19 protein-coding genes and 7 pseudogenes are annotated in these 22201 nt (G+C 65.4%); 13 read left to right on the forward strand and 13 right to left on the reverse strand.

The genetic code is table 11. From position 1 onward, the window contains the following. Window positions 1–16: 16 nt before the first annotated feature. Window positions 17–472 (reverse strand): SUF system Fe-S cluster assembly regulator, encoded by a 456-nt coding sequence (locus E6W36_RS07615; protein ID WP_222874241.1) that lies wholly within the window; start codon window positions 470–472, stop codon window positions 17–19. Window positions 473–576: 104 nt separating this feature from the next. Here E6W36_RS07615 and E6W36_RS07620 point away from each other — a divergent pair, with 104 nt between their 5' ends. Then, complete coding sequence (locus E6W36_RS07620; RefSeq protein WP_222874242.1) at window positions 577–945, forward strand: ribose-phosphate pyrophosphokinase; 369 nt, start codon at window positions 577–579, stop codon at window positions 943–945. A 67-nt stretch (window positions 946–1012) separates the two neighbouring features. Here E6W36_RS07620 and E6W36_RS07625 read toward each other — a convergent pair whose 3' ends face one another. From E6W36_RS07625 to E6W36_RS07650, 5 genes and pseudogenes are all read right to left on the reverse strand, one after another. Beyond that, on the reverse strand, window positions 1013–1195 hold the full coding sequence (locus tag E6W36_RS07625) for a type II toxin-antitoxin system Phd/YefM family antitoxin (RefSeq protein ID WP_222874243.1): 183 nt from the start codon (window positions 1193–1195) through the stop codon (window positions 1013–1015). 176 nt (window positions 1196–1371) lie between these two features. Then, a pseudogene (dnaJ, locus tag E6W36_RS18495) lies at window positions 1372–2506 on the reverse strand (molecular chaperone DnaJ). 87 nt (window positions 2507–2593) lie between these two features. Then, window positions 2594–4497: pseudogene (dnaK, locus tag E6W36_RS07640) on the reverse strand (molecular chaperone DnaK). 326 nt (window positions 4498–4823) lie between these two features. Then, window positions 4824–5399 (reverse strand): hypothetical protein, encoded by a 576-nt coding sequence (locus tag E6W36_RS07645; RefSeq protein WP_222874245.1) that lies wholly within the window; start codon window positions 5397–5399, stop codon window positions 4824–4826. After that, entirely contained in the window at window positions 5396–6265 is an 870-nt protein-coding gene (locus E6W36_RS07650; RefSeq protein WP_222874246.1) for a hypothetical protein, read from the reverse strand. Before E6W36_RS07650 ends, E6W36_RS07645 begins: the two co-directional genes overlap by 4 nt. Window positions 6266–6312: 47 nt before the next feature. On the opposite strand from E6W36_RS07650, the gene E6W36_RS07655 reads away from it, so the two are divergent. Continuing rightward, entirely contained in the window at window positions 6313–6825 is a 513-nt protein-coding gene (locus E6W36_RS07655; protein WP_222874247.1) for a hypothetical protein, read from the forward strand. Window positions 6826–6947: 122 nt separating this feature from the next. Next, entirely contained in the window at window positions 6948–7262 is a 315-nt protein-coding gene (locus E6W36_RS07660; RefSeq protein ID WP_222874248.1) for a hypothetical protein, read from the forward strand. 2 nt (window positions 7263–7264) lie between these two features. Here E6W36_RS07660 and E6W36_RS07665 read toward each other — a convergent pair whose 3' ends face one another. Further along, window positions 7265–7522: a hypothetical protein gene (locus E6W36_RS07665; RefSeq protein ID WP_222874249.1), complete on the reverse strand. Its 258-nt coding sequence runs from the start codon at window positions 7520–7522 to the stop codon at window positions 7265–7267. Between the two features lie 50 nt (window positions 7523–7572). On the opposite strand from E6W36_RS07665, the gene E6W36_RS07670 reads away from it, so the two are divergent. From E6W36_RS07670 to E6W36_RS07680, 3 genes are all read left to right on the forward strand, one after another. Next, entirely contained in the window at window positions 7573–7746 is a 174-nt protein-coding gene (locus E6W36_RS07670) for a hypothetical protein (protein WP_222874250.1), read from the forward strand. A 381-nt stretch (window positions 7747–8127) separates the two neighbouring features. After that, on the forward strand, window positions 8128–8499 hold the full coding sequence (locus tag E6W36_RS07675) for a copper chaperone PCu(A)C (RefSeq protein WP_222874251.1): 372 nt from the start codon (window positions 8128–8130) through the stop codon (window positions 8497–8499). Beyond that, window positions 8483–8956, forward strand: a complete 474-nt coding sequence (locus E6W36_RS07680; protein ID WP_222874252.1) for a vgr related protein — start codon at window positions 8483–8485, stop codon at window positions 8954–8956. The genes E6W36_RS07675 and E6W36_RS07680 overlap by 17 nt, the downstream gene beginning before the upstream one ends. Here the strand turns inward: E6W36_RS07680 and E6W36_RS07685 are convergent. The 6 genes and pseudogenes from E6W36_RS07685 to E6W36_RS07700 all read right to left on the reverse strand — a co-directional run bounded on the left by E6W36_RS07685 (window position 8917) and on the right by E6W36_RS07700 (window position 16224). Then, window positions 8917–10675, reverse strand: a pseudogene (locus E6W36_RS07685) (ABC transporter transmembrane domain-containing protein). The gene E6W36_RS07680 and the pseudogene E6W36_RS07685 sit on opposite strands and share 40 nt — an antisense overlap. A gap of 286 nt (window positions 10676–10961) precedes the next feature. Continuing rightward, window positions 10962–12506 (reverse strand): HlyD family type I secretion periplasmic adaptor subunit, encoded by a 1545-nt coding sequence (locus tag E6W36_RS23195; RefSeq protein ID WP_425459718.1) that lies wholly within the window; start codon window positions 12504–12506, stop codon window positions 10962–10964. 45 nt (window positions 12507–12551) lie between these two features. Beyond that, window positions 12552–13396 (reverse strand): annotated as a pseudogene (locus E6W36_RS23200) (ATP-binding cassette domain-containing protein); the annotation flags it as partial. Between the two features lie 52 nt (window positions 13397–13448). Continuing rightward, window positions 13449–14159, reverse strand: a pseudogene (locus E6W36_RS23205) (ABC transporter transmembrane domain-containing protein); the annotation flags it as partial. A gap of 95 nt (window positions 14160–14254) precedes the next feature. Then, on the reverse strand, window positions 14255–15127 hold the full coding sequence (locus E6W36_RS07695) for an ATP-binding cassette domain-containing protein (protein WP_222874434.1): 873 nt from the start codon (window positions 15125–15127) through the stop codon (window positions 14255–14257). Then, window positions 15124–16224 (reverse strand): ABC transporter transmembrane domain-containing protein, encoded by a 1101-nt coding sequence (locus E6W36_RS07700; RefSeq protein ID WP_222874254.1) that lies wholly within the window; start codon window positions 16222–16224, stop codon window positions 15124–15126. The genes E6W36_RS07695 and E6W36_RS07700 overlap by 4 nt, the downstream gene beginning before the upstream one ends. Before the next feature lie 356 nt (window positions 16225–16580). On the opposite strand from E6W36_RS07700, the gene E6W36_RS07705 reads away from it, so the two are divergent. The 7 genes and pseudogenes from E6W36_RS07705 to E6W36_RS07735 all read left to right on the forward strand — a co-directional run bounded on the left by E6W36_RS07705 (window position 16581) and on the right by E6W36_RS07735 (window position 21874). Next, the gene (locus tag E6W36_RS07705) at window positions 16581–17090 is read left to right on the forward strand and encodes a RodZ family helix-turn-helix domain-containing protein (RefSeq protein WP_222874255.1); all 510 of its coding nucleotides are present in this window, start codon (window positions 16581–16583) and stop codon (window positions 17088–17090) included. A gap of 638 nt (window positions 17091–17728) precedes the next feature. Beyond that, window positions 17729–19471, forward strand: a complete 1743-nt coding sequence (locus E6W36_RS07710) for a cadherin domain-containing protein (RefSeq protein WP_222874256.1) — start codon at window positions 17729–17731, stop codon at window positions 19469–19471. Beyond that, a pseudogene (locus E6W36_RS18500) lies at window positions 19468–20457 on the forward strand (cadherin domain-containing protein); the annotation flags it as partial. The gene E6W36_RS07710 and the pseudogene E6W36_RS18500, both read left to right, overlap by 4 nt. A gap of 29 nt (window positions 20458–20486) precedes the next feature. Further along, window positions 20487–20633, forward strand: a pseudogene (locus E6W36_RS23210) (hypothetical protein); the annotation flags it as partial. Further along, window positions 20570–20884 carry a hypothetical protein gene (locus E6W36_RS07725; protein WP_425459719.1) on the forward strand — a complete coding sequence of 105 codons (315 nt, stop codon included), beginning with the start codon at window positions 20570–20572 and terminating at the stop codon, window positions 20882–20884. The pseudogene E6W36_RS23210 and the gene E6W36_RS07725, both read left to right, overlap by 64 nt. Continuing rightward, window positions 20881–21600: a calcium-binding protein gene (locus tag E6W36_RS07730; RefSeq protein WP_222874258.1), complete on the forward strand. Its 720-nt coding sequence runs from the start codon at window positions 20881–20883 to the stop codon at window positions 21598–21600. Before E6W36_RS07725 ends, E6W36_RS07730 begins: the two co-directional genes overlap by 4 nt. Continuing rightward, on the forward strand, window positions 21572–21874 hold the full coding sequence (locus E6W36_RS07735; protein WP_222874259.1) for a hypothetical protein: 303 nt from the start codon (window positions 21572–21574) through the stop codon (window positions 21872–21874). Before E6W36_RS07730 ends, E6W36_RS07735 begins: the two co-directional genes overlap by 29 nt. The last annotated feature ends 327 nt before the right edge of the window (window positions 21875–22201 follow it).

The following is a 22201-nucleotide window of genomic DNA, read 5'->3' on the forward strand; positions in this document are numbered from 1 at the left end:
GGGTTCCAGCCATGGTTCAGAGATTCCCGGTTCTGGCGTCAGCCCGTTCGGCCGGCGTCAGGAAATCGAACGATGGGCGGACCAAATCGGCGAGGGTCACGCGGTCAAGCGCCTCACGGACGGCGCGATTGATGATCGGCCAGCGCGACTTCATGCAGCATACGGTCTCGAACCCGCAGTCGCTTGTTGCGGTGTCGACGCAGGCGGTCATCGCGATCGGCCCGTCGACCGCTTCCGTGATCGCGGCGACGCTGATCTGTTCCGGGCCGCGCGCCAGCTGAAACCCGCCGCTCGGCCCGCGCCGCGACTCCAGCAGCCCTGCCCGTGACAACTGGCCCATGATCTTGGCGACCGTCGGTGCCGGCAGGCCGGTGTTTGCGGCCACACCCTGCGCGCTGATCCGCGCATCGCGCGCCTGCGCAGCGTGGATCATCACCACGACGGCATAATCGGCAAGGTTTGAAAGCCGCAAAGCGCACCTCTAATTCAGACTGATTTCGTCCGCTTTAGATGGGCAAGACAAGGGCGATGTCAACCCTTATCTCCGTAGCCGCCCTGGCTTGGCAAGAGGATGCGATGTTCGATATCGATGAGGTGGAGGCGCTGTTGCGCGCTGCGGCGCACGCCGGTCGGGCGGTCAGTTATTCTGAGGCGCTGATGGCGCTTGGCCTCGGCTTCTCGCGCCCGAAGATGCGGGCGCTGTGCAAGGTGCTGGACGCAATCGATGACCGCGCCCGGGCGCTGGGCGAACCGGAACTCGCGGTGCTGGTGGTGCGGGAGAGCGACCGGCTGCCCGGCCAGGGTTGGTGGGTCGGCCGGCAGGACTATTCCGGCCCCTGGGAAGGGGCGCAGGCGCGCGCTTTCATCGCAGAGGTACAGGGCCGGGCGTTCGCGTACTGGGGTGCCTCACCAGAGGCGGACGATCCCGAACGTATCGAAGAGTGATTCGTTCGACACCAGCGCCATCTGCTCAAGCTCCACCAGATGAGGGCGTGCGTATCGAGGAGCAGCCTCACCCATTGTCCCAGTGGCGCAATTCGTCATCCGGCAAAGGCTCGAAGAACGCGTCGGTCACCGCGGTCAGGCGCACAACGGGCTTCGAGCCGCGCGCAATCACCACGTCCTCACCGTTCAGGGCTTGCTGGATCAAGCGCGACAGATGGGTCTTGGCTTCATGTACGGTGAAAACGGCCATGCATGCCTTGTGAGACCTGTGCGCGAATGGAAAAATCCTCCCCTTTAGGGGAGGTGTCCGTTTGAAAGACGGACGGAGGGTGAGAAAGACCGCTCGTGGTGAGCTGGACGAACCACGAGCCGCTCAGCCCTTCGTCCAGCTCAGGGTGAGCGGCAAAATTACAAACGAAGACACGACTACTCGGTCAGGTCTTCCCAGAAGCTCTTGAGGCGGGAGAAGAAGCCGGTCGACTCCGGGGACTGCTCGCCGGTTTCGATCTTCTGGAATTCCTCCAGCAGTTCGCGCTGGCGTTTGCTGAGGTTGATCGGCGTCTCGACCCGCACCTGGATCACCATATCGCCCATGCCGGCACCGTTGAGCGCGGGCATGCCCTTGCCGCGCAGGCGGAACTGCTTGCCGCCCTGGGTGCCGGCGGGGATTTTCACCTGCGTGCGCTGGCCGTCGAGCGAGGGTACCTCGATCTCGCCGCCGAGTGCTGCCGTGGTGATCGGCAGCGGCACCGTGCAGTACAGCATCGTCGCCTCGCGCTGGAACACGCGGTGCGGCTTCAGCGAAATGAAGATGTAGAGGTCACCGGCCGGGCCGCCGCGCATGCCGGCCTCGCCCTCGCCGGCCAGCCGGATGCGGGTGCCTTCGTCGACCCCGGCCGGCACCTTGACCTGCAGGGTCTTGTCCTTCTCGACGCGGCCCGCGCCCGAGCAGGTGCGGCAGGGTTTGGCGATCACCTTGCCGGTGCCGCGGCAGACGCCGCAGGCCCGTTCGACCATGAAAAGCCCTGGGTCGTGCGGATTTTACCCAAGCCGTTGCAGGTGGAGCAGGTTTCGGGCTTGCTGCCCGGCTCTGCGCCGGAACCCGTGCAGGCTTCGCAGGTTATGGTGGTCGGGATGGTGATGGCGGTCTGCTTGCCGCGATAGGCCTCCTCGAGCGTGATCTCGAGGTTGTAGCGCAGGTCGGCACCGCGGCTGGCGGCCGAGCGCTGGCCGCCGCGCGGGCTGGCACCCATGAATTCCTCGAAGATGTTCTCGAAGATATCGGAAAAGCTGCTGAACCCTTCGGCCCCGGGGCCGGGGCCGCCGCCGCCGTTCTGGAAGGCGGCATGGCCGAACCGGTCGTAGGCCGCGCGCTTTGCGGATCCTTCAGAACGTCATAGGCCTCGTTGACCTGCTTGAACTTGGCTTCCGCCCCTTTGTCGCCGGCGTTGCGGTCCGGGTGATACTGCATGGCCAGCTTGCGGAACGCCGATTTGACGACCTTGTCGTCCGCACCGCGTTCGACGCCCAGGATTTCATAATAATCCAAATCAACCGCCATCATGGTTGTCCAACGTTTGTGCCGGCCTGCAAACGACGGCGGGCCTGAGATCGCCCAGGCCCGCCGATCCGTTCGTTACCGCTGCGATTACTTCTTGTCGTCGACTTCCGAGAATTCGGCGTCGACCACATCGTCGCCACCGGGCTGGGCAGCGCCGCCCGTAGCAGCGTCAGCGGTTTCCGCGCCTTCGCTTGCCTTGTAGATTTCCTCGCCGAGCTTCATCGACAGTTGGCCGAGCGTCTGCGTCTTGGCCTGGATTGCTGTGATGTCGTCACCAGTCAGGGCCCCTTCAGGTCGGAGATTGCGGTTTCGACCTGGGTCTTCAGGCCCGCCGACACCTTGTCGCCGCTTTCGGTCAGGCTGCGCTCCGCGGTGTGGACCAGGCTGTCGGCCTGATTGCGCGCTTCCGCCAGCGCCCGGCGCTTCTTGTCTTCCTCGGCGAACTGCTCGGCGTCCTTCACCATGCGGTCGATGTCGGAGTCGGTCAGGCCGCCGGACGCCTGGATACGGATCTGCTGTTCCTTGCCGGTTCCCTTGTCCTTGGCGGAGACCGACACGATGCCGTTGGCGTCGATATCGAAGGTCACCTCGATCTGTGGCACGCCGCGCGGCGCGGGCGGGATGCCGACCAGATCGAACTGGCCGAGCAGCTTGTTGTCGGCCGCCATTTCGCGTTCGCCCTGGAACACGCGGATGGTCACGGCGTTCTGCTGATCCTCGGCGGTCGAGAACACCTGGCTCTTCTTGGTCGGGATGGTGGTGTTGCGGTCGATCAGGCGGGTGAAGACGCCGCCCAGGGTTTCGATGCCGAGCGACAGCGGGGTCACATCAAGCAGCAGGACGTCCTTGACGTCGCCCTGGAGCACGCCGGCCTGCACGGCAGCGCCCAGCGCCACCACTTCGTCCGGGTTCACGCCCTTGTGCGGCTCGCGGCCGAAGAACTGCTTCACCGCTTCCATGACCTTCGGCATGCGGGTCATGCCGCCGACCAGCACCACTTCGTCGATATCGCCCGGCTTCAGGCCGGCGTCCGCCAGCGCCTTCTTGCACGGTTCCATGGTCCGGGCGACCAGGTCATCGACAAGCTGCTCGAGCTTGGCGCGCGAGAGCTGCTTCACCAGGTGCTTCGGGCCGGTCTGGTCGGCGGTGATGAACGGTAGGTTGATTTCGGTCGATTGCGCGGACGACAGTTCGATCTTGGCCTTTTCGGCGGCTTCCTTGAGGCGCTGCAGCGCCAGCTTGTCGGAGCGCAGGTCGATGCCCTGGTCCTTCTTGAATTCTTCCGCCAGCCAGTCGATCACGCGGGTGTCGAAGTCTTCACCGCCCAGGAAGGTGTCGCCGTTGGTCGATTTCACTTCGAACACGCCGTCGCCGATTTCCAGCACGGAAATATCGAAGGTGCCGCCGCCAAGGTCATAGACGGCGATGGTCTTGCCGTCCTGCTTGTCGAGGCCGTAGGCGAGCGCGGCTGCCGTCGGCTCGTTGATGATGCGCAGGACTTCAAGCCCGGCGATCTTGCCGGCATCCTTGGTCGCCTGGCGCTGGGCGTCGTTGAAGTACGCCGGCACGGTGATGACGGCCTGGGTCACCGTCTCGCCCAGATAGGCTTCCGCCGTTTCCTTCATCTTCTGCAGAATGAAGGCCGAGACCTGACTTGGGGAGTAACGTTCGCCGCGCGCCTCGACCCAGGCGTCGCCGTTGTCGGCCTTGGCGATCTTGTAGGGAACGAGGTTGATGTCCTTTTGCGTCATCGGGTCGTTGAAGGTGCGCCCGATCAGACGCTTGATTGCAAACAGCGTTGCTTCCGGATTGGTGACCGCCTGCCGCTTGGCCGGCTGACCGACCAGACGCTCGCCGTCGTTGGTGAAGGCGACCATCGAGGGCGTGGTGCGTGCGCCTTCCGCATTCTCGATCACCTTCGGTTGCGCGCCTTCCATGACGGCGACGCAGCTGTTGGTCGTGCCGAGGTCGATACCGATGACTTTACTCATGTTTCTTCCGTTCCCTGCCCTGCGCGATGTCGAGGACGCGCGGCGGGCTTAGCCGATGAATGTTGACAAAAGATGAGGACGCACCGTTTCCAGAACATCCGACTGGACGGATATAGGAGGCAGCTCAGCCGCCTACAACGGGGCGATTGTGCGCCAGGCCGTGCTTTTTCTCCGTTGGTCGCTCAGGCCGTATTTCTCAAGGCCCCGGCCATGGCGCCACGCGGTAGAGTATGGAGTCCGCATCGCGGTATACGGGTGCCCAGTTCGGCCTCGGGGTGTGGCGCAGCAGCGACGTCCCGACGATCCAGACATAATCGAAACGCTGGTCAGGGATGTAGGCGAGCCGCGCTTCCAGGGCATAGGGGTCGGCAGATCGATCGCGCATTCCCGGGGTAGACCAGCTGCGAGGGGTTCCGGAACAACTGGGTGTCCCGATTGTAGCGCACGCGCATCACCTGATAGAGCGGCACGTCGAACAGGACATTGACGAATGCATCGCGCTTCAGGACCGCATAGGCCTGAAAATTCGCCAGGGTCGCAACCGGGATCGACGGCGCGCAGGGGACCACGGCGAAGCTCGCGATGCGCGCGCCTTGCGGGACATGGTCGAGGGCTTTCAGGTGCTCGGCGTAGACCCGGTCAGCCTGGAGCCAGTCGCGCGTCAGCGCGCCGATGCGCAGGAATGCCAGCGCTGCGATCGCAAGGCCGGTGACGGCGCGCAGCCGCAGCCCGGCGCGTTCGGTCCAGGCCAGGGCCGCTACGCCAGACAGCGCCAGCGGTACGGTCAGGCGCTGGTCGGCGAGCGCGCTGCTCGAGAGCGTATACGGCATCGCCAGATAGACGGCGAAGATCAACGCGGTCGCCAGCAGCGCACCATGGTGGACGCGCAGCCGCCGCGTCACCAGGCCAAGGCCGATCGCCCCGCAGACCCCGATCGCGGTCGCGAGATCGAAAAACGATAATACAACCGAAACGGACCGATGAGGCTGATGATCTTGGTCTGCCAGGTCGACCAGGTGGTGATCGTCTGCCCATCGCCGGTCGCCAGATACCAGCCCGTCAACGCCAGCGCCGGCAGGCAGTGCAGCAGCCGGAGCAGGGTTGCACAAAGGCTGTTCGCGAGGCGGCCGCGCCCCGTAAAACTGTGCCAGGCGGCATGCAGCGTCAGTGCGCCGACCAGGATCAGGTAGATGCCGAACGCGACCAGGTGGCAGACCCAGAGCAGCGCTGCCAGGCCGGCAAACAACAGATGAAACCATGGCTCGGGCTTGCGGAGCCGGTCCTCTTCGTCTCTCAGGCGCTGGAGCCAGAGCGCGACCATCGGCAGGGCCATGCCGAGCCCGAGCAGGTAGTTCAGGAAGCCCCAGAGCAGGAACCAGTTGAACACGAAGACGAACGCCAGCAGGGCAATCGACTGGCGCGTGCCGTGGAGTTGCCGGCTGATCGAGAGCGTGCCCCAGGCGCTGCCCAGAATGGCTGCCCCGAGGATCAGCCGGCTCGCCGCATCGAGGCTCATGACCCGGGAGAGGCCGAGCATCAGCAGATCGCTGCCGAGATTGGGCACCAGCCGCAGCCGCGCTTCGTAATAGAGCGAGAGGTACTTCGAATGCTCGCCATCCAGCAGGATGTGCAGGCGCGCAAGGTGCCCGGGCAGGTCCGTCAGCGGCAGCATGGACGGCAGCAGGAACGGCACCAGGCAGGCCACCGCAAGCAGGGCCTTCAGCAGCCGCCAGAACAGCGGGTCAGGGGTCGTTGTGCGGTGCGTCATGAATGCCTCGTGCGCCCACTAGCGACAAATCGCCCGCAGGAGAAGCCGTGGCATGGTGGCAAACCGGGATTGCGGCAGTATATTCCTCAGAACATCTATTATTGCGGTGGCAGGACCGCTTTGGTGCAGTGGCGATGGATGAGGCACATCTGGCGGCCGCTGTCCGCACTGTGTCGCTCGATCCGGTCCGCGCCAGACTGGTGGACGCTGCGCAGGATTGGCGTTGGTCCGGCGTGGCGGCTCATCTGGCCACGGAAGAGGATGCACTGGTCAGGCTGGCCCCGGTGCTCGAACGCTATGGCCCCTTTGCCGATTTTCTCGGGCAAGAGGGTGATGACGAAACGGCATGGCGGGCCTTGCGGATGTCGGAGACATCGGGAAGACCGCTTGGCAGCGACGATTGGCTCGATAGAGTGGAAGCGAAGACCGGGCGGACGGTGAAGCCACAAAAGCGCGGACCAAAAGGCGAGGGAAATCAAGTGTATTTCGTAAACTGGCACCGCAATCGCAAGCAAATCTCGAAACTGTCACACGCGGACAGTGTCATCCCGGCGTGCTAGCCTACCTCGAACGATATTCGATTTTGTGGGGATAAATTTTGAGCACACGATACTTCACCGACCGCGAATTTGGGCAGCGACCGGCGATATCGGAGACGATCGACGACCGAGTCTGGGGAGCGTTGCATGCGCTGATCGATATGCGCGTGGACAGCGGCGCATTCGGATACCGCTTCACGAAGCAGTGTGCAGACGGCGATGGGCCGTGTGGTATCGACCGTCGGGCCTTCGCGCGGTTCTTGGAGGCGGAAGTGCCTGGGATCGATTGGCCCCTAAATAGCCGGGAGGTGCCCGAGACGACGGTCGTCCTCGATCTGCTGGAGTTCTGCGCGAAGGCCGTGGGTGAGCCGATCCTTGGCAGCTACCACTCCTATCAGCATCATTACCATATGAGTTGGGACCGTGCCGCCGGCCTTGCAACTTTGTGGCCGAAGTAAACCTACTCTTCCAGCGCAATGGCATAGCCTTCGAGCTCGATGCCAATGGTCATGCACAGCGGATCCTTCCACAGCAGGTTGCGCAGGCGCTTGGCTGGGCGATGTTCCGCACGGGCGATGACCAGCTGGATCGCTTGCTCGAATTTGCGCGCTCCCAATTTCTCTCGCCAAGACTCGACGACCGCCGGAACGCGACGGAGAAGTTGTGGGATGCGTTCGAGCGAATGAAGACGCTTGAGCCGGGCACGGACAAAAGGCACAAGCGGACAGGCTTCTCGACCGGGCGGCAGTGCCAGGTTCCAAATTGCGCGTGGCCCTCGGCGACGAGGCAAAGGCGCTGACCATAATCGGCAACAGCCTCAACATCCGCCATTCGGAGGTGTCACAAGAGATAATTGAACGGTCTGAGCAGCTCGACTGGCTCTTCGTCCGCATGTTCAGCTTCGTGCGGTTGCTCCTGGACAGTTCTGGCCGGGGCGCTTAGATGCCCTCCGCCCCAAGTCTATAGAATTACAGAATTATGGTGCCGGAATTACGGTGCCAGGAATTACGGTGCCAGGTTACCAAATACACCAATGATGGCAGGAATTGCGTACGGCTCGTCTTCCCCGCCTGATCATCCTTGGCGCACCCGATCATATCGGTCAGGGGTTATTGTGCGGCGCGTCATAAATGCTTCCTAGCGGCAAAACGCGCCAGATAGAAGCCACGTAGATGCTGTAAAGTCGCTGGCGGCATCGTATATCAGGTGCACACAATTGGAGGATATCATGACGCCGATCCGAATTGCTCTGGCCGCCGCCCTGATTGCAGCCACCCCGTCTGCCTTTGCCCAGACCGCCAAGCCGCAGGTGAGCGGCGGCTGGTGCGCCTGCCGCCGGTCGCCTCGCGCCCGGCCGCGGGATATCTGACGATCAAGGGCGGGGCGCAGGCCGATACCCTGCTGAAGGCCGAAGCCCCGTTCGCCGGGCGCGTCGAGCTGCATGCCATGAAGAGCGAGGGCGGGATCATGAAGATGATCCAGCAGGACAAGATCGACGTGCCGGCGAACGGCACGGTGACCTTGGCGCCGGGTGGCATGCACCTCATGTTCTTCGACCTCAAGAACCCGCCGGCCGCCGGCGCGAAGGCGACCGTCACGCTCACGTTCGCCAAGGCCGGCGCGGTCAGTGTGCCGGTTGAGGTGCGCGCCGTCACCGGGGAGCCGGCAGCGAAGGATCATGGCAGCCACCACTAGACGGCTTACGGAAGGCGAGGTCGCGCTCGCCCGCAGTCTGTTCCAGGACGCGATCGATTACGGTGCTGTGCGCCTGCACCACCGGCGCTGGGTGTTCTGGCACCATGCCCGCTATGTGATGGCGCCGGACGGCCACCTGTGGTTCGCACCCGGAAACCGCTGGTGGCGCGCGGACTTCGCTGTAGCCGAGTTGCCTGCGCAAGGGCTGTTCTGCCACGAGATGACCCACGTCTGGCAGCACCAGAGCGGTCGCAACCTCATCACCGAGCGGCCACTCTGGGCGCGTTACCGGTACTTACCGCTGAAGTCCGGCCGTCGGTTCGAAGCCTATGGCCTCGAGCAGCAGGCGGAAATCGTGCGGCACACCTTCCTGCTGCGCCGTGGCGTCGCCGTGTCGGGCGCGCCGGATTTGGCGGCTTATGAGCGGCTGCTGCCGTTCGGCGTCGCGTCCGTCTGATCTGCGCGCGCATTCTCGAACTGGAGCTGCGACAGGCGGGCGTAGAGACCATCCGTCGCGATCAGTTCACGGTGCGTGCCCATGGCGACGATGCGCCCCTGATCCATGACGATGATGCGATCCGCGTTGATCACCGTCGACAACCGGTGTGCGATCACCAGGGTGGTGCGGTTCGCCATCAGGCGGTCGAGCGCTCCCTGAACGGCGCGTTCTGATTCGCTGTCGAGTGCGGAGGTTGCTTCGTCGAGCAGCAGGATCGGCGCATCGCGCAGGATCGCACGGGCGATCGCGAGCCGCTGGCGCTGGCCGCCGGACAGCCGCACGCCCGCCTCGCCGAGGTAGGTGTCGAGCCCTTCCGGCAGCGCTTCGAGGAACTCGCGGGCGGATGCCGCCTCGATTGCCGCCATCACGTCGGCTTGCGTGGCGTTCGGCCGGCCGTAGCGGATGTTCTCCCGCGCGCTGGCGGCGAACACCACGGTCTCCTGCGGCACCATGGCCATGCGCGTGCGCAGGGCCAGCGGGTCGACCGAGCGGATGTCGACGCCGTCGAGCAGGATACGCCCGGCCGCCGGATCGTAGAAGCGCTGCAGCAACTGGAACAGTGTCGACTTGCCGGCCCGACGGGCCGACGATCGCGACCGTCTCGCCGGGGCGGATTTCCAGCGAGAAGTCAGCCAGCGCGGACGTGCCGGGGCGGCTCGGGTATTCGAAGGTCACATGCTCGAACGCGACTGCGCCGCGTGGCGGCTCCGGCAGCGCGACCGGCACTGCGGGCGGCACGATCTTGCTCGGCGTCGCCAGCAGGTCGGCCAGCCGCCCGGCGGCACCGGCGGCCCGCATCACGTCGCCGATCACCTCCGTGAGCGCGCCAAACGCGCCGGCAACCAGCGCCGCCCACAGCACGAAAGCGGTGATCGCGCCGCCTGACAGGTGGCCCTCGATCACATCCTTGGCACCTTCCCACAGCACCAGCGTGATCGCCGAGAACACCAGCAGGATGACGATGGCGGTCATCAGCGCCCGGATCAGGATGCGCAGCCGCGCGGCGGAAAACGCGCCCTCGACCGCGCCGGCGAAGCGCTTGCGCTCGGTCTGCTCCTGCGTGAACGCCTGCACGATGCGGATTGCGCCCAGTGCCTCGTCCGCCATCGCGCCGACGTCGGCGATCCGGTCCTGGCTGGCGCGCGATTGCTTGCGCACCCGGCGGCCGAGCAGCACGATCGGCAACACGGTGATGGGGATCACCAGCAGCAGCAGCGCCGCATGCTTGGGGCTGGTCGCAAACAGCAGGGCAAGGCCGCCGATTGCCGTGATGGTGTTGCGCATGGCAACCGAGGCTGAGGTGCCGACCACCTGCTCGATGAGGGTGGTGTCAGCGGTCAGACGTGTAGCGATCTCGGACGGGCGGTTCACCTCGAAGAATTCCGGCGACAGGGTCAGCAGGTGGCTGTGCACCGCCATGCGGATATCCGCGACCACACGCTCCCCACCCAACTGACGATGTAGAAGCGCACGGCGCTCGCCACCGCCATGACCGCGACGATGCCGAGCAGGCCGATGAAATAGGGGTGATGGCGTTGGGGTCGGACGCGCCGAAGCCCTTGTCGACCACTTGCCGGAACGCCTGCGGCATCGCCAGCGTCGCGCCGGAGGCGACGAGCAGCGCCAGCATGGCCAGACCGATGTGGCCGGGGTAACGCTTCACGAACCCCAGATGATCCAGAGATTGAGAAGTTTGGGCTTGGGGTGTCGGACAAGGCGGGAGACCGGGCTTGGGGATGTTCGCTCCCGCCCTAGCAGTCGCGTGCCGGGCGGGCAATGCGCGGCCCGGCTTCATCTGGCGGCATCATGCCGCGCGCAGCGGCAAAATCCTCCCCTTCCGGGGAGGAGCAGTCATGCGTGCGTCGCTACCGTTCGGAGAAGGCGGTTTGCAGTGCGTTCGTGACTGGCTTGAACAGATAGGCCATCAGTGTCTTGCTGCCGGTGCGGATGTCTGCCGCGACGGTCATGCCGGGGTCACGATGTACCCGCGTGCCGGATCGCCGATGTTCGACGCGTCGAGGGCAATGCGTCCGGAGAAATAGGGCTGGCCGCGGTCGTCCACGAAAGAGGCGGCCGACAGATATTCAACGCGGCCCTTGATGCCGCCGTAACGGGCGTAATCATAGGTCTGCACTTTGATCGTGACCGGCAGGCCGACCTTCACATGGCCGATGTCGCGCGGTGAGATGCGCACGTCTGCGACCATGCGTCCTTCCTGCGGCACCACTTCGGCGATGACCTCGCCCGGTGCGATCACGGCCCCGAGCGCGCGCACCTTCAGCCCTTTGACCACGCCGTCGACCGGCGCGCGCACGTCGAGCCGGCGCACCCGATCCTCGGCCTGGGCGATGCGCTCGCTCACCTCGGCGAAGTCGGCGCTGGCGCCGCCGAGTTCGCGCAGGGCGTCGCTGCGCAGGCGGTCGCCGATCTCGCGTCGGCTGCTGCGCACTTCCTCGACGGCCGCGCGCGACGCCTGCTGCTGGCTGATGGTCTGCGCGAGCTGGCCCTGGAGGTCGGCGAGTTGACGCTCCAGGTTCAGGTAGGCGAGCCGCGAGATCAGGCCCTTGTCCACCAGCGGCTTGCGCGCGCTCATGTCCTCTTTCAGCAGGCGGATCTGCTCGCGCAGCGACACCTCGCGGTCCTGCAGCGAGGCCAGTTGGCCATAGCGTTCCCTGATCTGCGCATCGGCGACCGAAAGCTGGGTTTCGCGGCTTTGCGCCTGGCCGGAGAGAATTTCCGCCTGATCGCGACGCAGGCCGGCGAACGGCGTCGGGCCGCTTGGCAGCGCCTTGCCGTCAGCGAAAGCCTTCAGGCGCTCCACCTGCAGGCGCAGGGCCTCGCGGCGGGCGCGCAGACCGTCAAGCTCTGCGGACGCCGCCGTCGGATCAAGGCGCAGCAGCACCTGCCCGGCCTTGACGCGCTCGCCGTCGCGCACATTGATCGCACGCACGATGCCGCCTTCGAGATGCTGGACCGGCTGGACGAAGTCGGCCGGCGCGATCTCGCCGGGTGCCACCGCCAGCTCGTCCAGCTCCACGAACGACGACCAGACGATGAAGCTCGTCACCAGCGCCACCAGCAGCCAGACGATCCGGCGCGATGCCCCGGGGTTGGCAGTTCCTGCAGCACGACAGAGCGCGCCAGCAACTGGCGGCTGTGCTCGAAGGATGCGCCGTCGCCGCGGAAGCCCTCGGCCAGCGAAGACCACATGCGGTGGACCGGTGTGGGCAGGCGCGGCGGGGTGCCTTCCGGATTTTCCTGGGGTGTGGGATTGGTAGCAGCGCTCATGCCGCCACTCCTTTGCTGGGTTTGTCTGGGCGAGGACCTGCTCGGGCGGGCCATAGGCGACGAGTTGACCCCGGTTCAGCACGGCGACCATGTCAGCCAGCGCAATGTGGCTCGGGCGATGCGAGACCATGATCGTGGTGGTTTGCCCGCGCAGCGCCCGCAGCACCTCGACGAAGGAGTCGTCGTTCGCGCGGTCGAGAAGCTGGGCCGGCTCATCCATCAGGATGATCGGTGGCCGCTTGACCAGTGCGCGGGCGATGGCGAGCGCCTGGCGGAATCCGGCGTTGAAGCGGGTCTCGGACTGGTCGCCGAGCCGCGTTTCGAAACCTCTGGGCAGCTTTTCCACCTGGTCGAGGATGCCAAGCCGCGCGCAGGCGTCGCGCAGGTCCGAATCAGCTGCCAGCGGATTGCCGAGCCGCAGATTCTGCGCGACCGTCCCATGGAACAGCGCGGTCTCCTGCGGCACATAGGCGAGGGTCTGCCGCAGTTCGACCGGGTCGATCTGGCGGATGTCGATGCCATCGATCAGCACGGCCCCGCCTGTGGCCGGTTCATGCCGAGCGCGACGGTCAGCAGTGTTGATTTGCCCGCGCCATTGCCGCCGGTGATCGCAACCAGTTGTCCCGGCGCGGCGGTCATGCTGACGCCGAGCAGTGCGGGATCGCTGGTCGGCCGGTAGCGGAAGCTCACGCGGTCGAACGTCAGGCCGCCCTGGAAATTGCGTTCGACCCGCCGTCCGGCACTGCGGCGACGCACCTCGGTCGGTGCGCGCATCAACTGGTTGAGCTGGCGGGTGGAAAGCTGCGCCTGCTCCAGCCGGGTCAGGGCAAGGAACAGGCTCTGCATCGGCGACAGCAGCCGCCAGACCAGCGACATCACGGCGATCATGCCGCCCATGGTCATCGCGCCGGTCACGACGCGCTCGACGCTCCAGGCCACTGCGCCGACGCCGGACGCGACCATGATCGCCTGCGCCAGCGTCTGCAGCAGCTGGGTCAGCCGTGTAACCTCGAAATGGCTGTGCGACATCGCGGCGCTGATCTCGCGGTAGCGCTCCAGCCACATCGACTCCGCAGAAAGCTGCTTGATGGCGCGGGTGTTGCGGAACATGTCGATCAGGAATTCGTGCCGCTCGGCGCGCGCGCGACGACCGCTTGACGTGGCGCTTCAGCGCCGGGTCGATGGCAAGCCCCAGCACGACGTAGAGGACGAGCATGACGACCGGCACCCAGACAACCGGGCCGGCCAGCCACGCGATGACCCCGAGGAACATGAGCGTGAACGGCAGCTCCAGCGCCACATTGACCACCGGACCGGTGAACAGGTCGCGCAGCGAGTCGAATTCGCGCAGCCGCGAGACCTGGGTGCCGACCGGCGCCGCTTCCACCATGGCCGGCGGCAGGTCGACGATCTGCTTGAACGTGCCGGTCGCGACGATGCTCTCGATGCGCGCGCCCACATGGGCGATGATGCGCGCCCGAACCTGCCGCAACCCGACATCGACTGCGAGCAGGCACAGCGCACCGAACACCAGCAGCAGCAGCGTCTCGGTGTTGCGGGTCGGGATCACCCGGTCATAGATCGCCATCATGTAGAGCGAGACCGAAAGCGCGAACAGATTGAGCACTGCGGTGATGGTGAACAGGCTGAGGAACGAGGCGCTAAACCGGCGCATCAGTGCGCCCATCCAGTTTTCCTGGCGGATCGTCTCTTCCTGTTCGTCGAGACTGCCGGCGCGGGCTGGTGCCTGCAACTCGCCGGTCAGCGCGCTGGCGGGTATCACTATCTCGGCGTCGGCGGCGCTGCAGTAGGCCAGGAATCCGGCCTCGACCTGTTGCAGGATGACGACCGGGGCACCGGTCTTGCGCACCATCAGGGCCGGCAGCAGGCGCGGATCGAACCGTCCGCGGCTGACCTTGGCGCTGCGGCACTTGTAGCCCAGCTCCGCCAGCACGTTCAGCAGGTCGGTCAGGTCCAGGTCGTCGGCGAAGTGGGGCAACGCCTCCACAAGGTCGCGGGTCGAGCCGCGCCATTGCAGCGCCTGCAACAGCGGGAACAGGCAGGCGGCGAAGGCGCCTTGCTGCGAAAACTCGCAACCGTATCCGTTCGCATGGCCGCGCTGAGCTGGTCCGGCGCTGCAGACAGCAGGGCGGGGCGGGGAAGCGCTCGGCCAGAGCTGCGTTCATGCCGCGCGCGTCGGCGACGGGCGTCTTGCTCATGCGGCGGCTCCTTGGTGCTCGACGCTTGTGGCGTAACATCGACCAGCCGGCCGTCGCGTAGGTGATACTGCCGGTCGGCGATCGCAAGCAGCGACGGGCGGAAGCTGACGATGACGATGGCGGCGCGGGTCTGGTAGCGGACCAGCAGCTCACGCATGAGCTTGTCGCCCGCCTGGTCGAGTGCGGCGTTGGCCTCGTCGAACAGGATCAGTTGCGGGTCGCCAACCAGCGCGCGCACCATGGCGATGCGCTGCACGACACCAGAGGGCAGGCCGCCGTTGGTCGCAGCGCCGATCTCCATTTCGTATCCGTCCGGCACACCGGCGAAATAGCGGTCGAGGCCGAGTGCCGTCGCCAGATCGAGCGCCTGCGCGAGGTTGGTGTCGACGTCGAAGTTGGTCAGGTTGTCGAGCACCGTGCCTTTGAACAGCACGGCGCGCTGGGGAATGAACGCCACCTGCTGGCGCAGGGTCTTCAGGTTGATCGTCTCGATCGGCGCGCCGTTGACGGTCACGCGGCCTTCCTGCGGATGCAGCCCGCCCATCAGCATCCACAGCAGGCTGGATTTGCCGCAGCCGTTCGCGCCGGAGATGCCGATTGTCTCGCCGCGGCGGATCGTCAGGTCGAGTCCGGCAAAAGCTGCGGCCCTTCCTCGACGTAGCGGAAGAAGACGTTCTCGAGCGTCAGGCTCTCCAGCGCGCCGAGCGTCGCTGCGTCCTCATTGCGCTCCCGGGGCATGGAGGCGATGGCGCGCATGCGCTCCATGCTGAGCCGCACCGCCTGATACCGGGTCCAGAGCGCCAGCGAGCGCAGCAGCGGCTGCACGGAGCGTCCGGCCAGCATGGTCGCTGCAGCCAGCGCGCCGGTGCTCATCTGGCCGTGGATGACCAGCCAGGCACCGAACCCGCCGACGGCAATCGTACTGAGCTGGGCAAAGCCGCTGCCGAAACTCTCCGAGACGCTGCCCAGGTAGTTTGCGCGCCAGCTCAGTGCGGCCGAACTGGCCATCAGGCGCTCGTAGCGGCGCGCCAGCACCCGTTCCATGGCCAGGCCCTTGGCGGTGTGGATGTTGGACAGCACCTCGACGATGAAATTGTAGCGCCGGTCATCCAGCACCTTGCGCTTGCCGTGCACGTCATGGAGCGCATGCCCCGTCACCCAGGCCAGCGTACCGAACAGGGCGACCAGCAGCACCGGCGCCAGCACCATGGCACCGCCGATATATGCCATGAGGCCGAGGTAGATGATGAGAAACGGCGCATCGACCAGCAGCAGGCTCGCCTGCTGACCGTAGAAGTCCCGGATGGCCTCGACGCTGTTCAGCCGATCGAGATGGGTGCCGATCGCCTTGCTTTCGACTTCCGCGACCGGTGCGTCGAGAAAGCGCTCGACCAGCTCCACGGTGGTGCGGTGTTCGAAGCGCGCACCCTCCCAGGCGATGATCGCGGATCGCGCCTGGCGCAGAACCGCCTCCATGATGATCGCCGTGCCCAGCCCCAGCACCAGAATGCCAAGCGTGCCGAACGCGGCGTTCGGAATGATGCGGTCGTAGATCTGGAGCATGGCGAGTGGCAGCGCGAGGCCGAGAATGTTCAGCGCACCCGCAGCCAGCAGCATGTCGAGACGCAGCACGGACATGGCGCGCAACAGCCCGATCGCCTCGGCAACCTGTGGAGGAATCCGGTATTTGCGCCGGATTTCAGCCTGAACCTGCTCCAATGACGATGCCTCTTACACATGGCGAGAGGAGGTATGTTCCCCTTCTGCCCCAAAAACTCGGCTTAAGATTAGAGGCTTGAGAGTTACGGGGTGGTTAAGGCTAACGCGTAAGCTGAATATTGCGCACCCGTTATGGAGAATACGGATTAACCAGCCCTGCAAACCTCTCCCTAACAGTCGCGATGGTACGGCAGACTCGCGAAGAAGCACAAAATGCGCGTCGTACAAGGGTGTGGAGTAGTTTATGGCCGACCAGATTTCCGGTGTGAGCACGTCGTCCGGCGCGTCTGACGCGCTCGTTGAGCTGATGATGACGGGGCCGCCGGGGACGATCCCGCCAAGACGCAGGAAAAGCCATGACCGGCAGCGTCTCGACGGATCAGTCGAGCGCCACCGATCCGTCTGCGGTGCATCTGGGGACGAACGCGCAGGTCGATCCGTTGCTCGACGCCGCGGACCAGGGCGGCGGCAGCGCGCAGCCGGCCGACGCCAGCGGCGACTTTACCCCGAACGCCGCGCCGGATCAGACGACATCGGCCGCGCTGCTCGCGGAGCCGCAATCGCAATCGGTGTCGCCGACGTTCGTCACCGGCGAAGATGTTCCACAAGATACAGCAGCGCCGTCACTTTCGCAAACGGCAGCAACGCCGGAAGGTCCGCTCGCGACCGCCACTGTCGAGACGGCGGACGCCTCCACACTGGCCGATCCGTCGGCCGAGTTGGGGCCGTCTGTACAGGACGAACTGCAGGTTTACCCGCTCGATGTTTCGCCGGTCGAGGCGGCGGAACCCGCGCCCCCAGCGACCCGGCTCCCGAAGCGCCGGTCGACGCTGCCCCAGCGACCCGGCTCCCGAAGCGCCGGTTGACGCTGCCCCAGCGACCCGGCTCCCGAAGCGCCGGTTGACGCTGCCCCAGCGACCCGGCTCCCGAAGCGCCGGTTGACGCTGCCCCAGCGACCCGGCTCCCGAAGCGCCGGTTGACGCTGCCCCAGCGACCCGGCTCCCGAAGCGCCGGTTGACGCTGCCCCAGCGACCCGGCTCCCGAAGCGCCGGTTGACGCTGCCCCAGCGACCCGGCTCCCGAAGCGCCGGTTGACGCTGCCCCAGCGACCCGGCTCCCGAAGCGCCGGTTGACGCTGCCCCAGCGACCCGGCTCCCGAAGCGCCGGTTGACGCTGCCCCAGCGGCCCGGCTCCCGAAGCGCCGGTTGACGCTGCCCCAGCGACCCGGCCCCGGAAGCGCCGGTTGACGCTGCACCCAGCGACCCGGCCCCGGAAGCGCCGGTTGACGCTGCCCCAGCGATCCGGCCCCGGAAGCGCCGGTTGACGCTGCCCCAGCGATCCGGCCCCGGAAGCGCCGGTTGACGCTGCCCCAGCGACCCGGCTCCCGAAGCGCCGGTTGACGCTGCCCCAGCGACCCGGCCCCGGAAGCGCCTGTCGACGCTGCCCCCAGCGACCCAGCTCCCGAAGCGCCTGTTGAACCGGTTCAGCCAACGAATTCTGCACCGGTGATCACGTTCGAGGGTGGTGGGGATGGCGCTTGGCCGATCATCGACGAGAACACGACCTATGTCGGCCGGATCACGGCAACGGACGCGGATGCGAATACGGCTCTGAGTTACGCGATTGTCGGCGGTGGCGATGCCGACCGTTTCACGATCGATACCCAGACCGGCGACCTGCGCTTTGTGAACGCGCCGGACTATGAATCCCCGGCGGATGCCAACGGCGATCGCATGTACCAGCTGCAGGTGGCGGTTTCGGATGGCGTCACCACTGACACGCAATTGATCGATGTACGGATCGCGGACGTCAACGAGGCGGCGGTGATCACCTCGGGCGCTGCGGCCTCGTTCGCCGAGAACGCGACCGGCACGGTCTACACCGCCAGCGCCACCGATCCGGAAGGGCAGGCGCTATCCTACAGCCTGTCGGGCGCGGACGCGGCGCTGTTCGAGATCGACGCTGCCACGGGTGCAGTCGCCTTCAAGGCCGCGCCGAACTTCGAGGCTCCGGCGGACGCCGGGGCCGACAATGTCTATGACGTGACCGTCTCGGCCAGCGACGGCACGAACACGACCAGCCAGGCGGTGGCGATCACGGTTGCCAACGTCAACGAGGCGGCGGTGATCACCTCGGGCGCTGCGGCCTCGTTCGCCGAGAACGCGACCGGCACGGTCTACACCGCCAGCGCCACCGATCCGGAAGGCGCAAACCTGAGCTACAGCCTGTCGGGCGCGGACGCGGCGCTGTTCGAGATCGACGCTGCCACCGGTGCAGTCGCCTTCAAGGCCGCGCCGAACTTCGAGGCTCCGGCGGACGCCGGGGCCGACAACGTCTACGACGTGACCGTCTCGGCCAGCGACGGCACGAACACGACCAGCCAGGCGGTGGCGATCACGGTTGCCAACGTCAACGAGGCGGCGGTGATCACCTCGGGCGCTGCGGCCTCGTTCGCCGAGAACGCGACCGGCACGGTCTACACCGCCAGCGCCACCGATCCGGAAGGCGCAAACCTGAGCTACAGCCTGTCGGGCGCGGACGCGGCGCTGTTCGAGATCGACGCTGCCACCGGTGCAGTCGCCTTCAAGGCCGCGCCGAACTTCGAGGCTCCGGCGGATCAGGGCGGCAACAACGTCTATGACGTGACCGTCTCGGCCAGCGACGGCAGCAACACGACCAGCCAGGCGGTGGCGATCACGGTTGGCGACACAGCGGAAAACAGCCTCCTCACCAGTGGCAACGACACGTTCACCGAGAATGGCGTGACAGAGCTTTCGGTTGACGGCGGTGCGGGGAACGACACCCTCAACGGCGGCAGCGGCAACGACGTGCTGTACGGCGGCACCGGGAACGATGCCCTGAACGGAAACGCTGGCAACGACGCACTTGTCGGCGGCGACGGCAACGACACCATCTTCGGCGGCACCGGGACGGACACCATCACCGGCGGTGCGGGTGACGACCGGCTCGATGGTGGCAGTACGGAAGCCACCAACATCATCAACTTCTCCGGCGACCGGATTTTCTACGACTTTTCTACAACGGCAACGGCACGTTCAGCCACAACGACCAGCGGGTTTCGGGGCCAACTGACGGTAACGACACCATTTCCAACTTCTCGGTGTTCAACTACGGGTCCACGACCTGGTCCCCGACATACGGTACGCTCGGCAACAACAATGCCGAGACGACCACCTTCACCACCACGAGCTACCCGCACTTCGCGCAGGGCGGCAACGATATCCTGACCGGCAGTTCGGCCAACGATTCGATTTATGGGGAAGCCGGAAACGATACGCTGAGCGGGAATGCGGGCGATGACTTCCTCGATGGTGGTATCGGCAATGATACGGTCACCGGCGGCACTGGTAATGATCGGCTGCGCGGCGGCGACGGCAATGATGCCATTACCGGCGGTACGGGCGACGATATCATCTTTGCCGGCACCGGCACCGACTCGGCGACGTTTTCGGGCAATTGGCGCGATTATACGATCACGCATGGGACAGACACAGGCGGCGACTTCTTCGTTCTCACGGACAAGGTCGCCGGCCGCGACGGCACGGACAAGGTGTATGGCGTCGAGACCTTCCAGTTCGCCGACCGTACGCTTGTCGTCGGTCAGGCGAGCGACTTGCTGAACGATGCTCCGACGGGCGTCACGCTGTCGAACAGCACGATCGCCGAAAACAGCGCCAATGGTGCGGTGGTCGGTACGGCGAGCGCGATCGACGCCGACGCCGCGAACGGCGACAGCTTCACCTATGCCTTGACGAACTCTGCAGGCGGGCTTTTCGCCATCAATGCCTCGACCGGGCAGATCACGGTGGCGAATGGCGAATCGCTGAATTATGAGGCCGCGGCGAGCCACGCGATCAGCGTGCAGGTGACCGACGCCAGCGGCGCGACCGCGACGCAGCAACTCACGGTCACCGTCGGGGATGCAGCGGAAAACATCGTCCTGACCGGCGGGAACGACACCTACGTCGAAAACGGCGTTGCCGAGCTTTCCGTCGACGGCGGGGCAGGCAACGACATCCTTAACGGCGGCAGCGTCAAAGACGAGATTTACGGCGGTCCCGGGAATGATGTCCTGAATGGGAATGAAGGCAACGATACGCTTCTCGGCGGCGACGGCGACGACACCATCTTCGGCGGTATCGGGGCAGACACAATCACCGGCGGTGAAGGCAACGACACCATTAACGGCGACAGCGGCAACGATGTGCTGTACGGTGCCACAGGAATGACGCCTTATACGGGAATGCTGGCGAAGACAGACTTGATAGCGGCGACGGCAACGACATTCTTGATGGCGGTGACGGCAATGACGCGCTTTGGGCGGTCTGGGGACCGATACCCTCAACGGTGCCGGCGGGAATGACACCTTCCAGTTCCAGCAGGATATGACCTGGCAGAACACTGTCGCGCTGGAGCGCGGCACGGGCTCCAGCGTATCGATCAACGGCTTCAACGGCAGCTACGATACCTTCATTGGCGGCAGCGGCGTCGATACGCTGAATGGCACCACCGGCAATGATTACATCGCCGCCAACAACGGTGCGACCAACCTGATCCAGGGGTTGAGATCATCAACGCCGGTGCGGGCAACGACGTCGTCGACCTCTCGCCGACCAGCTTCACATGGACCGACAGCGTGACGGTGAACGGCGGCAGCGGCAGCGACGTGATCTGGACGGATGCCGGCAACGACATGCTCTACGGGGACAGCGGCAACGACACGCTGCACGGCGGCGCGGGCAGCGATGTGTTGTATGGTGACAATTCCCAAAACCTGATCGTGAACGGCAGCTTCGAGGATCTCGGCAGCGCTTCCGACAATGTGGCGACGGGTTGGGGCATCAGCACCGGCGACCTGACCGGTTGGACCCGCAGCACGCCGGAAACATTCGAGGTGCATAACGCCACCTATGGCGGCGTCTCGGGCGGTGATGGCAACTACTGGCTCGACCTCGACGCCAGCCCCGGCAACGCGGTTGTGTCGCAGACGGTAGGCGGCTTGGCCGCCGGTGAAAAGCTTGAGTTGAGCGTCGACATGGCGGACCGCTCGGGCGGGGCGAGCGGCCACGCCGAGGTTTATTGGAACGGCCAGCTCGTCGGCACGCTGGACAACAACACGACCACATTCAAGACCTACAATTTCGACGTGACCGCCGGTACAGGCGACGGCAGCAATACGCTCACCTTCAAGGGCATCGGCGCGGCTGATAATCTCGGCGCGTCGATTGACAATGTGAAGCTGGTCCATGCCGGCGCCGACACGCTGGACGGCGGCGCGGGTAACGACACGCTATACGGTAACGCCGGCAACGATACGCTGACCGGGGGTGGGCGACGATCAGCTTTGGGGCAGTAACGGCGCGGACCTGTTCATCTTCGCCGCGTCCGACGGCAACGATACGGTGCATGGCGGCACCGGCCTCGGCTGGACCGACACCATCGATCTGCACGGTGCTGGCGCGCCCGCAGGCAACTGGACCGTGCATCTGAGCGACGGCACGGACTTCACCTCGGCTGCGGCAAACGGCACGTTCGATCTTGGGCACGACAAGTCGGGCAGCATCACCTTTGCCGATGGTCACACCATTAGCTTCGACACGCTTGAGCGCATCACCTGGGGTAGCGCCTGATCGATTGGTCGAGGTTGAAGCGATCATGCTTTCCGCCTCAACCGATCAGGCTCCAGTCCTGGGTCGCCTTTAAGGCGATAAGAAAGGCTCTAGAGTCTGATGACTTTAGGTTGAACCACGCGTCATCGCGAGGCAGGGTAGCGGGTCATTTTGAATAAACCGCTCGTGGTGAGCTTGGACAGAACCACGAGCCGTTCAACCCTTCGTCCAGCTCAGGGTGAGCGGCAAAATTTCAAAATGACCCACTACCCGAGGCAGCAAAGCTGAGCCTGTCCCGGCGAAAGCCGGGATGGCGATCCATAGGGCAAAACAAAGAACTCTGGATTG

Origin of the sequence: Hankyongella ginsenosidimutans (assembly GCF_005144965.1) — a bacterium.
GTDB lineage: Bacteria > Pseudomonadota > Alphaproteobacteria > Sphingomonadales > Sphingomonadaceae > Hankyongella > Hankyongella ginsenosidimutans.